A 13,853-nucleotide genomic window follows, 5' to 3' on the forward strand; every position below is an offset into this window, starting at 1 on the left:
CACACACTCAGAACGGCTCGTCGCCTTCGATCGTCGTGCGATACATCTTGCGACGCAGATGATCGGGCGTGCCCGCGGCGAGGTGCATCAGCGAGCGGTTGTCCCAGAAGACCATGTCGTGCTCGGCCCACACGTGCCGGTACAGATGCGCTTCAAGCACGCTGTGCGTGAACAACTCGGCGAGCAGTGCAGCGCTTTCGTCTTCCGGCAGATCGACGATGCGCGTCGTGAAATGCTCGCTGACGAAGAGCGCCTTGCGGCCCGTTTCCGGATGCGTGCGCACGACAGGGTGCACCACCGGCTTCACCTGCGCGACCTGTTCCGCGGACAGGTTCGGCCGCCACGGGCTGCGTTGCTGCAATTCTGCGTACTTCGCGAGATAGGTGTGTTCGGCGCGTCGACCTTCCACGGCGCTGCGCAGATGCGCGGGCAACGTGTCCCACGCCAGATGCATGTTGGCGAACAGCGTATCGCCGCCCTCTGCCGGCAGTTCCTGCGCATGCAGCAGCGAACCGAGACTCGGCTTCTCCTTGTACGACAGGTCCGAATGCCAGAAGTAACCAGCGTCGCCGAGTCCGATCGGCTTGCCGTTCTCGACGACGTTCGACACCACCAGTACTTCGGGATGCCCCGACAACTGGAATTGATGCAGCACGTGGATCTGCAGCGGGCCGAAGCGTCGGCTGAACGCGATCTGCTGATCGGGCGTGATGCGCTGATCGCGAAACACCAGCACGTGGTGATCGAGATGCGCGCGATGGATGCGCGTGAAATCGGCGGCGCTGAGCGGCTGGTTCAGATCGAGTCCCAACACTTCGGCACCGAGCGGGCCGTCGAAGGCACGGATCTCGATCGGCGACGGTTCGTTGGTATGAAGGGCTGCGGCCGATGGGCCGGTGGTCGTAGCAAAGGAAGGAGCGGTCGTCACGGGAATGTCCGGTCGGGTCGGTGTGGGCCAGCTTGATGTCGTGTCCAGCTCGAGCCGACATCTCGCGCGTGGCTCATTGAAGTACACAATGCGCAGTACCGCTTTGCGGCAAGTTGTCGAATCTACCGCCCGGCTTGCGTGCGGGCAACCAAGCAAATCGGATACGGTTATCTGCTGAAATGATAAACCCGCTGCTGGACTGGATGCAGCGGCGCTGCACCTGAGCCGTTCGTGAACGCCGCCAGAAACGAAAACGGCGGCCCGGAACACTCGGGGCCGCCGTCGGTTGGCGATGATCGCTTGCGAAACGCTTACGGTTCGTGCCGCAGATACCCTTCCTTCGACGGATCGCGCATCCGCAGGGACACGAGCCCGGAAATCGCGCATAGCGCGGTGACGTACCAGTAGAACATCGGCTCGCTACCGGCCTGCTTCAGCCACAGCGCAACGTATTCCGCCGAACCGCCGAACACCGCATTGGCCACCGCATACGAGAGCCCGACGCCGAGCGCACGCACTTCCGGCGGAAACATTTCAGCCTTGATCAACCCGCTGATCGATGTATAGAAGCTGACGATCGCAAGCGCGACCACGACGAGCCCGAACGCCATATACGGATTCGTCACGTCCTTCAACGCGTGCAGCAGTGGCACCGTCCCGATCGTTGCGAAGAAGCCGAAGAACAGCATCGACTGGCGCCGGCCGATGCGATCCGACAGCGCGCCGAACAGCGGCTGCATCAGCATGTAGACGAACAGCGCGCCGGTCATCACGTTACTGGCCGTCTTCGCGTGCATGCCAGCCGTGTTGACGAGGTACTTCTGCATGTACGTCGTGAACGTGTAGAAAATCAGCGAGCCGCCGGCCGTGAAGCCGACCACCGTGAGAAACGCCTTGCGGTGGATCCACAGGCCGCGCAGCGTGCCTGCTTCCTTGCGCTGGCGCGTTGCCGCGGTCGTGGTTTCCTCGAGCGATTTGCGCAGATAGAGCGCGACCAGCGCCGCGATCGCACCGACGACGAACGGAATGCGCCAGCCCCACGCCTTCAGTTCTTCGGTGCTCAGCGACTGTTGCAGGATCACGAGCACGAGCAGCGCGCACAACTGGCCGCCGATCAGCGTCACGTACTGGAACGACGCGAAGAAGCCGCGCCGCCCCTTCAACGCGACCTCGCTCATGTAGGTCGCGCTCGTGCCGTACTCGCCGCCCACCGACAGCCCCTGGAACAGCCGCGCCACCAGCAGCAACGCCGGCGCGAGCGCGCCGATCTGCGCGTAGGTGGGCAGCACGGCGATCACGAGCGAGCCGCCACACATCATGAACACCGACACCATCATCGCAGTGCGGCGGCCGCGCTTGTCCGCAAGACGCCCGAAGAACCAGCCGCCGATCGGGCGCATCAGGAAGCCCGCAGCGAACACGCCGGCGGTATTCAGTAGCTGGGTCGTCGTATTGCCGCTCGGAAAGAACGCCGGCGCGAAATACAGCGCGCAAAACGAATACACGTAGAAGTCGAACCACTCCACGAGGTTGCCCGACGAGGCCCCGACGATCGCAAAGATGCGTCGCCGGGTGTCGTGCGCGGAGAGGACGGTTTGGTCGGTTGGGTCGGTCTGGACGGTCATGCTGATGTGTTTCCTTGAACTGGAACGGAAGACAGCGGTCGTATCGCCGCTTTGGCGGACTTGAGGTCGCGCGCGTTGAATTTTACAGAGTTGAAAGGTTTGAGGGATCGGTATGTTACCGGATAGCGGCATGGCACCGGCTGTGATCCGGCGGGAACGGCATAAAAAAGCCAGCCCGAAGGCTGGCTTGATTACCTGTACGCGTTAGTGGAACGCTAAACCCGGATGCTCGGCGGCACATACCGGCAATCGTAGCGCTTTCTCACCGTCCCGTTCTCGTCGACGCTTTCAAGAAACACATCGAACTGCCATAGCCGCGCCATATGCTTCAGTACTTCTTCGCTATCGCCGGACAGGTGCCGGTTGTCGCTCATGAAATGACGCAGCGTGAGGCTGCGGTCGCCGCGTGTATTCACCGACCAGACCTGGATGTTCGGCTCGCGATGATGCATGTCGTACTGCCGCGACAAGGCCTGGCGAACGTACTGGTAACCGTTGTCATCGTGAATCGCCGACACTTCGAGCGCATCGCGCATGTCGTCGTCGAGCACCGAGAAAAGACGCATCTCGCGGATCAGATGCGGCGACAGGTACTGCGCGACAAAACTCTCGTCCTTGAAGTTGCGCATGGCGTAGTGCATCGCCGGCAACCACGGGCTACCGGCCAGTTCGGGAAACCACTTGCGGTCTTCGTCGGTCGGGTTTTCGCAGATACGACGGATGTCGCTCATCATCGAAAAACCAAGCGCATACGGATTGATACCGCTGTAATACGGTTTCGTGACAGGCGGCTGATAGACGACGTTGCTGTGCGAATGGAGAAACTCCATCATGAAGCCGTCTTCGAGCTTGCCCTGGTTATAGAGTGTGTTGAGCAACGTGTAATGCCAGAACGTCGCCCAGCCTTCGTTCATCACCTGGGTCTGCCGCTGCGGATAGAAATACTGCCCCACCTTGCGAACGATACGGATCACCTCACGTTCCCACGGTTCGAGCAACGGCGCATTCTTCTCCGCGAAATACAGCAGGTTCTCCTGCGGCTCGGGCGGATAGCGCTCTTCCGTTTCCTCAGGCAGCGGCGTGTGCGTAGCCGGCAGCGTGCGCCACAGTTCGTTGACCTGCGACTGCAGATACGCTTCGCGCTCGCGCCGCGCCTCCGACTCCTTGACGAGCGACAGCTTCTGCGGCCGCTTGTAGCGATCGACGCCGTAGTTCATCAGCGCATGGCACGAGTCGAGCAACTCCTCGACGCGATCGAGGCCAAAGCGCTCCTCGCATTCCGCGATGTAGTTCTTCGCGTAGACCAGGTAATCGATGATCGCGTGCGCATCGGTCCACAGCTTGAACAGGTAGTTGCCCTTGAAGAACGAGTTGTGTCCGTAAGCCGCATGCGCGATGACGAGCGCCTGCATCGTCATCGTGTTCTCTTCCATCAGATACGCGATACACGGATTCGAGTTGATGACGATCTCGTACGCGAGCCCCATCTGGCCGCGACGATAGCTTTTTTCGGTGGAAAGGAAGTGTTTGCCGAACGACCAGTGCCGGTAGTTGACCGGCATGCCGACGGACGCGTAGGCATCCATCATCTGTTCGGCGCTGATGAGTTCGAGCTGGATCGGGTAGACGTCCAGCTCATATTGCTCCGCAACATGGGCAATATGGGTGTCGTACTCCTCGATCAGCTCGAAGGTCCAGTCGGACGGGCACGGCAGAGGCCGTCTATCAGCTACGTTCATACGGACTTCCCTTTGCCCGTCGCCGGGCATCGCGGTGGGCTGTCTGCTTGACCCTTCATTGGGCCTTTCTATGGACCCTTCTGTGGCCCCTTCAGCGGCGGCCCCGGCCTGCGCAGGTTCCGCACGCTTCGACTGACTCTTGCTACGCTCCGGCTGATAACCGCGCGCTTCGTTGTGCAGATGCTTGCTGGTCATGAAGACGCGACCTGTTTCTCGAACAACTCCCGGAACACCGGGTAGATATCCGCAGCCGTTTCGACCTTCTTCATCGCCATCTGCGGCGCCGTCAGCGCCAGTTGTGCATATTCGAGCCACAGGTTCTGCTCTTCGGGCGTCACCTGAATATACGCAAAATAGCGCACCTTCGTCAGGATGTCATCTTCGAGGATCTTGCGGCATTTCGGCGAGTCGTCGGTCCAGTTGTCGCCGTCCGACGCCTGCGCGCCGTAAATATTCCACTCGCTCGGTGAATAGCGCTCGTTCATGACCTTCTTCATCAACTCGAGCGCGCTCGATACCACCGTGCCGCCACTCTCGGTCGAATGAAAGAACGTGTCTTCGTCGACTTCTTCCGCACGCGTGTGGTGGCGAATGAAGACCACTTCGATCTTCTCGTAATTGCGCTTGAGGAACAGGTACAGCAGGATGAAAAACCGCTTGGACAGATCCTTGCGCTGCTCGTCCATCGAACCCGACACATCCATCAGGCAGAACATCACCGCCTGGCTCGACGGCTGCGGCTGCTTGACGCGGTTCACGTAACGCAAATCGAACGGATCGATAAACGGAATGCGCCAGATGCGGCCGCGCAGACGATGTATCTCTTCTTCGAGCAACTTGATTTCGTCGCGACGGTCGGCCGGGTCGGCCTTCATCGCTTCAAGTTTCTCTTCGAGTGCATGGAGTTCGTTGACGAGCGGTGCGCCGAGCGCGATGCGTCGACCGAGTGCGCTTCTCAGCGAGCGTACGACGTCGATGTTATTCGGCGTACCTTCGGCGGCCCAGCCTGCGCGGATGCTCTTCCACGTCGGCACGGCAAGCAGATGGGTTTTCACGAGACGCGGCAGTTCGAGGTCGTCGAAGAAGTACTGCATGAATTCTTCGCGGCTCAGTTCGAATACGAAGTCGTCCTGCCCTTCGCCTTCGTTGCTGGCGCTGTTGCCGCCGCCCCCGCCTCCGCCGCCAGGCGGCCGCGGAATCTTGTCGCCGCGAATATAGTCGGCGTTGCCCGGGTGCACCATTTCGCGCTTGCCACCGGGACCATGACGGAATGATGGCTCCGCGATGTCCTTACGTGGAATCGTGATGCTCTGGGTGTTCTGTATGTCCTTGATGCTGCGATCGCGCACCGCTTCCGATACGGCGCGCCGAATGTAGTTCTTTACGCGGCGCAGAAAGCGTTCGCGGTTTGCAATGCTCTTGTTCTTGCCTGCCAGCCTGCGGTCGATGATTTGATGAAGCACATCCAGTCTCCCATCCCATGCAGAGCTGTCGATCGGAGTATGTGCAGCTCATTTGCAGCTCACTGACTCCGACCGCATGCAGCTGCGCTAATTTCGGGCGCGCGAGACACAGTGGCCATGCTGATTCATGTCCAACCCGCTTGCGCCTCGCCGGGTGCCTGCGCGGTGTCACCGCGCAGGCGGTACGCCAACCCTCTCATGACGACTTGCGCACGCGCAGATACCAGTCACACAGCAGCCGCACCTGCTTCGGCGTGTAGCCCTTGGCGACCATCCGGTTGACGAAGTCTTCGTGCTTGCGCTGCTCCTCCGCCGACCCTTTTGCATTGAACGAGATGACCGGCAGAAGTTCTTCGGTATTCGAGAACATTTTCTTCTCGATCACGACACGCAACTTCTCGTAGCTGATCCACGCCGGATTCTTGCCTGCATTGCCGGCGCGCGCACGCAACACGAAATTGACGATCTCGTTGCGGAAGTCCTTCGGGTTGCTGATGCCTGCGGGCTTTTCGATCTTCTCGAGTTCGGCGTTCAGTGCCGCACGGTCGAAGCTCTCGCCGGTGTCGTGATCGCGGAACTCCTGGTCCTGGATCCAGAAGTCTGCGTACGTCACATAGCGGTCGAAGATGTTTTGCCCGTACTCGGAATACGACTCCAGATACGCGGTCTGAATTTCCTTGCCGATGAATTCCGCGTAGCGCGAGGCGAGCACGTCCTTGATGAAAGACAGATACTTCTGCTCGGTTTCCGGTGGGAACTGCTCGCGTTCGATCTGCTGTTCGAGCACGTACATCAGGTGCACAGGGTTCGCCGCGACCTCGGTTGAGTCGAAGTTGAACACGCGCGACAGAATCTTGAACGCGAAGCGCGTCGACACGCCCGTCATGCCCTCGTCGACGCCACCGAAGTCGCGATACTCCTGATACGACTTGGCCTTCGGATCGGTGTCTTTCAGGTTCTCACCGTCGTACACCTGCATCTTCGAAAAGAGGCTTGAATTTTCGGGCTCCTGCAAACGCGTGAGCACCGACATCTGCGCCATCATCTTCAACGTGCCCGGCGCGCACACTGCGTTGGACAGCGACGAGTTGCGGATCAGCTTCTCGTAGATCTTGATCTCTTCCGAATAACGCAGGCAGTACGGCACTTTCACGACGAAGATCCGGTCGAGCAGCGCCTCATTATTGCGGTTATTGCGGAAAGCCTTCCACTCAGACTCGTTCGAGTGCGCAAGAATGACGCCGTCGAACGGAATCGCACCGAACCCTTCCGTGCCCTTGAAGTTGCCTTCCTGGGTCGCCGTGAGCAACGGATGCAGCACCTTGATCGGCGCCTTGAACATTTCGACGAATTCGAGCAACCCTTGATTCGCGAGGCACAGGCCACCGGAGTAGCTGTACGCATCGGCATCGTCCTGCGCATACTGTTCGAGCTTGCGGATATCGACCTTACCGACCAGCGACGAAATGTCCTGGTTGTTTTCGTCACCCGGCTCGGTCTTCGCAATACCGATCTGCCGCAGGATGGAAGGATAGCGACGCACCACGCTGAACTTGCGGATGTCGCCGTTGTACTCGTGCAGGCGTTTCACCGCCCACGGGCTCAAAATGCTTTTCAGGTAGCGGCGTGGAATACCGTATTGTTCTTCGAGGATGGGACCATCTTCGTCGTAGTCGAACAGCCCGAGCGGCGATTCGTTGACGGGCGAGCCCTTGATTGCATAGAGCGGCACGCGTTCCATCAACTGCTTCAAACGCTCGGCAATCGACGACTTGCCGCCGCCCACCGGACCTAGCAGATAGAGGATCTGCTTCTTTTCTTCGAGCCCTTGCGCCGAGTGCCGGAAATAAGCCACGACCTGCTCGATCACTTCTTCCATTCCGTAGAACTCACGGAACGCGGGGTATACCTTGATCACCTTGTTCGCGAAGATACGCGACAGACGCGTGTCGTTGCGAGTATCGATCTGTTCCGGCTCCCCGATTGCCGTCAACATGCGTTCGCCGGCAGTGGCGTACGCGGCGGGATTGTCTTTGCAGAGCGCGAGATACTCTTCAAGCGAGAGTTCATCTTCTCGCGTTTTCTCGAAGCGGCTCGCGAAACTGCTGTAGATATCCATGCTACCTCCTCGCCGAAGTCTGGATCGATGTCGTGCGCGGCGCGCTAATCGGAAACGACATCGCTCGAATTCATCCTAAACCCTTTCTAATTTTTTTTCACGAACTACGTTACGAAAATCAGGCCATCGCGTGTTCGTGACATCCCTCTCTTGGAAACACAGATTCGGTCACTTACAATCTTCGTTCCAGACCGCAAAAAATTGCATCGATAACAACGGTCTTCGCTGCTGTCGCACACGGACGTCCTCTGTACTGGAATACGAGGCAACGGTCGCGCGTTGTAACACCTGCGATGTAACACGCGCGGTGTAACGCGATATGCACCCGCACCCTTTCCTTGTTCCTCAACGCGCAACAACGCGCTTTCGACTACATCGCAACCATCCGTTACAAACAAACGTTAAATCGGCTGCAGCAAGTGGGCTGCGGTGCGCGCTCCAGACGTTCGTCCGTGCGTTTCGCATTTCGTTCCGTGCGGCGCGGTGCGTGATACACGCGGCGGATGCGTGAATACCCGCGCGGACCACATGGTCTGAAGCGGGTACCAGGATGAAGGATGATCAGCGGCGACTGCAACGTACGCGTTGCCGGACGCAGGCGGCAATCGCGCAGTCGAAGAGGTAGAAGCTCGTGCGCCACAGATATGTGCTCAGCGCAAACAGAGCGGGTTCGTGCGCCCGAAACTACGTCAGCTCGACTTCCACTTCGCCAAGCCCGTCGATATGGCCATGCACGATACCGCGCTGCCCGATCGGATGCGCGCCGACGTAAGAGCCGGTCGTAATGGTCCATCCAGGTTCGATCGCGATGCCCATCGCGGCGCAATGGTTGACGAACCAGACCAGCAACTCACGCGGATCGCCGGCCGGATTGCCCGGCGCATCGGGCACGAGCGAGGTGCCGTCGAAGGTCAGTTCGAGTTGCGGCGACACAAAGTCGAACTGGCGCGCAAAGCCCGCATACGGCACCGGGTGACCGGTAATCAATGCACCGTTGTTCTGCGCATCGGCCAGTTGTGCGAGCGGCGCAATATCCGGCCATTCGGCGAAGCGGCTGTCGACGATCTCGATAGCCGGCAACACCGTGCCGACCCGGGCCAGCACTTCGTCGCGCGCATAGGCTTCGCCGCGGGGCGCGATCGGTTCTGCAAAGCGAAAAGCGATTTCGAGTTCGACCAGCACGCGGAAAAAACCGTCGTAACCGGCTTGCGCGGGCGACTCGAGCACCAGTGGCGCCGGAATCGGCGCTCCGTTTGCCGCACCGCCCGGCGAGCGCGCGCCGATTTTCCACGCACCAGTCGGCGTTCCGAGCCCGGCGAGTACCGCCTGCTGGATCGCATAGGCCGTCGCCGCGTCGGGCGGCAGGCTGGCCGGCCGCAATACGTCGATCAGCCGATGCTGACGGCGAGCCTCCACGAGGCGGAGCGCAAGGTCTTGATGCGTCATGTCGGTCCTTTAGGCAGGCGTGCGGGCGCAGGGTCAAGAAGGGATCGCGCGGGGCGAGCGGTGATGAAAAACACGGCCGCCGGGTGGCGACTGCGCCCGTCAATGTACCGGAACAGAAGTCGATCCAGGGCGCACCTTTGTTGCGGAGCATGAAAAAAAGACCGTGGTTGCCTCAGCAACGACGGTCCCGATTATCCCGACAGCGATACCTATCGCTATCGATGCGCATGGATTATTCCGTTGTGACAGGCATCGCCACGCCGCGCCGGCTCAAATGCACGCGATCACGCCGCATGACATGAGTTAGCGCGCCCAAACATGCGCCCTGCTGGTGCACGATCAGAACGTCTCCCAGTCGCGCTCCGTGCCGGTGCCCGCTACCGCCATCGCAAGCGGTCTGGTCGCAGTCGCAGGCGCGAGGCGCGTCCTGGCGTTTGTCGCAAGCGCTTTTACCGGCGTACGCACCGGCGCAGGCGCAGGCTCACGCCGACGCAGCATTTCACTCGCCACCGCCCCCGCCGAAGCCTCATCACCGAGCTGGAACACCGAAACCGCCGTACGCAGCTTCGTCGCCTGATCCTCCAGCGATTGCGCGGCGGCCGCCGCTTCCTCGACCAGCGCCGCGTTCTGCTGCGTGACCTCGTCCATCTGCGTGACCGCCCGCGCAACCTGATCGATCCCGCTGCTCTGTTCCGTCGACGCCGCCGCGATCTCGCCCATGATGTCCGTCACGCGCTGCACCGCGCCGATGATCTCGGTCATCGTGCGGCCGGCCTGGTCGACCAGCGCCGAGCCCGCCTGCACACGCTCCACCGAGGTATCGATCAGCGCCTTGATCTCCTTGGCCGCCGCCGACGAGCGTTGCGCGAGACTGCGCACCTCGCCGGCCACGACCGCGAAGCCGCGCCCTTCCTCGCCGGCGCGCGCTGCCTCAACGGCTGCGTTCAGCGCGAGGATGTTGGTCTGGAACGCAATGCCCTCGATGATTGAAATGATGTCCGCGATCTTTGCAGAACTCTGATTGATGTCGCCCATCGTGCCGACCACCTGGCCGACCACCGCGTTGCCGCGGCTGGCGATCTCCGACGCATTCGCAGCCAGCGAACTGGCCTGGCGGGCGTTGTCTGCGTTCTGCTTCACGGTACCGGTCAGCTGCTCCATGCTGGAGGCCGTCTGCTGGAGTGCCGAGGCCTGTTCTTCGGTACGCGACGACAGGTCCAGATTGCCGGCCGAAATCTGCCGCGTGGCCGTCGCAATCGATTCACTGCCCATGCGCACCGAGCGCACCGTGCCGGTCAGGCTGCGCTGCATCTTCGCGACGCCTTGCAGCAACTGGCCCATTTCATCGGTCGAGTGGACGACGATCTCGCGCCGCAGGTCGCCGGCGGCGATCGCCTCGAAATGTCCCAGCGCGTCGGCGAGCGGCCGGCCAATGGCGCGGCGCAGCGTCAGGTACGAGAACACGGCGGCGGCAAGACCGGCGATGAGCGCGCCGAAACCCACCAGGCGGAACGTGTCGAACGTGCTCTGCGCCTGGGTGAAGCCTTTGTCGGCCGCGGCGAACTGGAACGCCCGCAGGGCGTCGTCGTCGACGGACATCTCGGTGTAGACAGCCTGCAGGCGTTTCGCGCCATCCACGAGGCTGGAAGGATCGTTTGCGATCACGGTCGCGGCAAACGCCTGCATCACCTGATGCAGTTCCTCACGTTTCGCGGCGACGGCCTGGGCGAGCCGGTCTTCGTCGGCGTCGCGCGGCAGCGCCAGATACTTTTTCCACCACTCGTCGGCGTTCTTGCGCATGAAGTGGGAACGATCGATCGAGCCTGCGGCCTCGGCCGTGCCCATCATGAAGGCCGCACGATCGAGCGCCAGCCGTTCGCGCGCCGCATACAGCTCGGCATTGTCGATGGCGACGGCACTCGGCATCTGGTTCATAAAGGTGGCGCGGTATGCATCGTTCGAACTGCTCATACCGAACAGCCCCAGCACGCCGATCGCGACCAGCAGTGCGGCGAGAAAAGCCATCGTCAGGCCGATGCGCGCCCGGATGGTGATGCCCTTGTTCATGTGCTTCCCTGTGAGAGTGACATATGGAGAGGTACGGCTGCACGGCGCCTGGGGTTATGCGCTCTGGCTGCGGACGTGTGGGCTGCGGCCCTCACTCCCTGCCCGCTTCTTTCTCCGTTTACGGCACCCACCAGGGTGAACTTGAAGCTTTTATATGATCGGAGGAATTTCTCGAAAGGAGTCAGTACAAGTTACAACGGCGGTTCGCGCCGGCCGTATCTTTTGACACGGCAGCGCAGTTTCAGCCACGTTGTGGAGGCGACGGCCGGCTAGTTATCCAGTTCGGCGCGGGTCGGGATCGACGGTTGCGCGCCCGCGCGCGTCACCGAAATGGCCGCGGCTCGCTGCGCAAAGCGGATTGCATCGTCGACCAGCGCGCCGCCTGCGAGCTGCGCAGCAAAACCCCCGATAAACGTATCGCCGGCGCCTGTCGTATCGATCGCGTCGACGCGCGGCGCGGGGTAATGCGTCGCCTCGCCGTGTTCGAGCGCGACGTACACGCCCTGGGCGCCGAGCGTCACGATCACGTTGCGCGCGCCGGCATCGCGCAGCGCCGCGGCCGCAAGCGCCGCATCGGCGGCGGAAGCGACCGGCACACCACTGAGGGTGGCCACTTCGAGCTCGTTCGGAATCAGGTAGTCGATCAGCGGAAACCAGGCCGCCGGTAGCGGACCGGTCGCGGGTGCCGGGTTCAGGATCGTCGTCTTGCCGAGCCGGCGCGCGGTGGCAAGCGCCGCCTCGACGGTCGGATTCGGGGTTTCGAGCTGGCAGATCACGACGTCGGCCTCGGCGAGCACGGCTTCGTGCCGCGCGATCGAGACCGGCGTCACCTCGCCGTTGCTGCCCGCGACGATCACGATCGCGTTCTGGCTGCTGTCATCGACGACAATCAGCGCGACACCGGTCGGCGCGCCCGGGCTGGTATCGAGCGCCGTGCAGTCGATCCCTTCCACTTCGAGCCCCGCGCGCAACTGCGCACCGTTCGCATCGGCGCCCACGCAGCCGAGCATCGCGACCCGGGCGCCGAGCCGGGCGGCAGCGACCGCCTGGTTGCCGCCCTTGCCGCCGGCGACCTGGGCGAACGCGTGGCCCGCGAGCGTCTCGCCGGGGCGCGGCAGACGCGGTGCGCGCGCCACGAGATCCATGTTCAGGCTGCCGACTACTGCGACCCGCCCTTGTGCTGCTGTGTTCGTCACGTCTTTCTCCCATCCCGTCCAGAGCGGCCGACCCGTGTTAGCGCTCGATCTGTCGGCCACCGTCAGTGCTTCAGCGCAATCTAGAGTCCATGCCGCGCTGCTTTAGGGCGCATTGCCCGGTTTCTTGTTTCATGTCGATCCGCGGTTCGCCACAGCGCACGCGCGTTACGCCAGCGTCTCACATCACGCGGCCAGCCCGTGATGACCCGCATCGCTACCGCTCCACGCGGCCGTCGATTCACGCAGGATCAACTTCGGCGCCACAACGCGGCGCCGCGCCGGCGCGCCCTGGCCGCCCGCCGCCGTACCAGTGATGCGCTCGATCAGCGTCTGCGCGGCCATATCGCCGAGGGCCCGCACCGACTGCCCGACCGTCGACAGCGCCGGATAGGTAAAGCGCCCCAGTTCGATGTCGTCGAAGCCGATGATCGAGCAGTCGGTGGGCACGCGGATGCCGCGCTCCGCGGCTGCGCGCAACGCGCCGATACCCATCATGTCGTTGCCCGCGAAAATCGCGCTCGGCTTCACGGTATCGAACAGCTGACCCGCGGCACGATAGCCACCAGTGCCCGAGAAATCGCTCTCGACGATCGCGTCCGGTGCAATCTCGATACCGCGCTCGGCCATCGCACGGATAAAACCATGCACGCGCATCGCGCTCACGGCCGTCGCGATCGGCCCGGTAATACAACCGATCTTCACGTGTCCGAGTTCGAGCAGATGACGCGTGGCCAGATAACCGCCTTTCTCGTGATCGATCTGCACGAGATCGGCATTCAGCCCTTCGATGTTCCGGTCGACCACGACGAGCGGTTCGCGCGAATGCGCGAGCGTCTGCGCCAGCACCGCATCGTCGCCGGCCGACGCGACGATCAGCCCGTCGATACGTTTTTCCTGCAGCACGCGCAGATAGTTGCGCTGCTTCGCGGGGTCGTCGTCGGAGTTGCAGAAGAACACGCAATAGCCGTTGCGCGAACAACCGTCTTCGATGCCGCGCGCCAGTTCCGCGAAATACGGATTCGTGCTGTTCGGCACCACGAGCCCGATGGTTGCGGTGGCGCGCGCTTTCAGCGAGCGCGCGACCGCCGACGGCACGTAATGCAACTGGCGGATCGCATGCTCCACTCTCGCGCGCACGACGGCCGACACCGGCCGCGAGTTGTTCACGACGTGCGATACCGTCGTGAACGACACGCCGGCCACGGCCGCTACATCCTTGATCGTCGCCATAACCCGTTGCTCTCCTGCCCGTTATCCGTATTGTCGTCGC

9 protein-coding genes are annotated in these 13,853 nt (G+C 62.0%); all 9 read right to left on the bottom strand.

Annotated features, from left to right (window positions below; all coding sequences use genetic code 11):
• Positions 1–7 precede the first annotated feature (7 nt).
• The 9 genes from BWP39_RS32215 to BWP39_RS01150 all read right to left on the bottom strand — a co-directional run bounded on the left by BWP39_RS32215 (position 8) and on the right by BWP39_RS01150 (position 13,813).
• Positions 8–853 carry a TauD/TfdA dioxygenase family protein gene (locus tag BWP39_RS32215; protein WP_235851361.1) on the bottom strand — a complete coding sequence of 282 codons (846 nt, stop codon included), beginning with the start codon at positions 851–853 and terminating at the stop codon, positions 8–10.
• A gap of 386 nt (positions 854–1,239) precedes the next feature.
• The gene (locus tag BWP39_RS01115) at positions 1,240–2,553 is read right to left on the bottom strand and encodes an MFS family transporter (protein ID WP_096716540.1); all 1,314 of its coding nucleotides are present in this window, start codon (positions 2,551–2,553) and stop codon (positions 1,240–1,242) included.
• Between the two features lie 215 nt (positions 2,554–2,768).
• Entirely contained in the window at positions 2,769–4,487 is a 1,719-nt protein-coding gene (locus tag BWP39_RS01120; protein WP_096716541.1) for a SpoVR family protein, read from the bottom strand.
• On the bottom strand, positions 4,484–5,755 hold the full coding sequence (locus tag BWP39_RS01125) for a YeaH/YhbH family protein (protein ID WP_096716542.1): 1,272 nt from the start codon (positions 5,753–5,755) through the stop codon (positions 4,484–4,486). Before BWP39_RS01125 ends, BWP39_RS01120 begins: the two co-directional genes overlap by 4 nt.
• Positions 5,756–5,951: 196 nt before the next feature.
• Positions 5,952–7,874, bottom strand: coding sequence for a PrkA family serine protein kinase (locus tag BWP39_RS01130; protein WP_091013392.1), 1,923 nt, complete (start codon positions 7,872–7,874; stop codon positions 5,952–5,954).
• Positions 7,875–8,558: 684 nt separating this feature from the next.
• A complete protein-coding gene (locus BWP39_RS01135; protein WP_096716543.1) occupies positions 8,559–9,320 on the bottom strand; it encodes a 2-keto-4-pentenoate hydratase in 762 nt (253 codons plus the stop codon).
• Between the two features lie 339 nt (positions 9,321–9,659).
• On the bottom strand, positions 9,660–11,387 hold the full coding sequence (locus tag BWP39_RS01140) for a methyl-accepting chemotaxis protein (RefSeq protein WP_096716544.1): 1,728 nt from the start codon (positions 11,385–11,387) through the stop codon (positions 9,660–9,662).
• 269 nt (positions 11,388–11,656) lie between these two features.
• Positions 11,657–12,583: a ribokinase gene (gene rbsK / locus BWP39_RS01145; RefSeq protein ID WP_096716722.1), complete on the bottom strand. Its 927-nt coding sequence runs from the start codon at positions 12,581–12,583 to the stop codon at positions 11,657–11,659.
• 183 nt (positions 12,584–12,766) lie between these two features.
• Positions 12,767–13,813 (bottom strand): LacI family DNA-binding transcriptional regulator, encoded by a 1,047-nt coding sequence (locus BWP39_RS01150; RefSeq protein ID WP_096716545.1) that lies wholly within the window; start codon positions 13,811–13,813, stop codon positions 12,767–12,769.
• Positions 13,814–13,853: the final 40 nt, after the last annotated feature.

This window comes from Paraburkholderia acidicola (assembly GCF_002362315.1).
GTDB lineage: Bacteria > Pseudomonadota > Gammaproteobacteria > Burkholderiales > Burkholderiaceae > Paraburkholderia > Paraburkholderia acidicola.

Excerpts from the sequence above, each read along its gene's own strand:
- BWP39_RS01115 (WP_096716540.1), bottom strand. The coding sequence starts at position 2,553 with ATGACCGTCCAGACCGACCCAACCGACCAAACCGTCCTCTCCGCGCAC.
- BWP39_RS01120 (WP_096716541.1), bottom strand. The coding sequence starts at position 4,487 with ATGACCAGCAAGCATCTGCACAACGAAGCGCGCGGTTATCAGCCGGAG.
- BWP39_RS01130 (WP_091013392.1), bottom strand. The coding sequence starts at position 7,874 with ATGGATATCTACAGCAGTTTCGCGAGCCGCTTCGAGAAAACGCGAGAA.
- BWP39_RS01135 (WP_096716543.1), bottom strand. The coding sequence starts at position 9,320 with ATGACGCATCAAGACCTTGCGCTCCGCCTCGTGGAGGCTCGCCGTCAG.
- BWP39_RS01140 (WP_096716544.1), bottom strand. The coding sequence starts at position 11,387 with ATGAACAAGGGCATCACCATCCGGGCGCGCATCGGCCTGACGATGGCT.
- BWP39_RS01150 (WP_096716545.1), bottom strand. The coding sequence starts at position 13,813 with ATGGCGACGATCAAGGATGTAGCGGCCGTGGCCGGCGTGTCGTTCACG.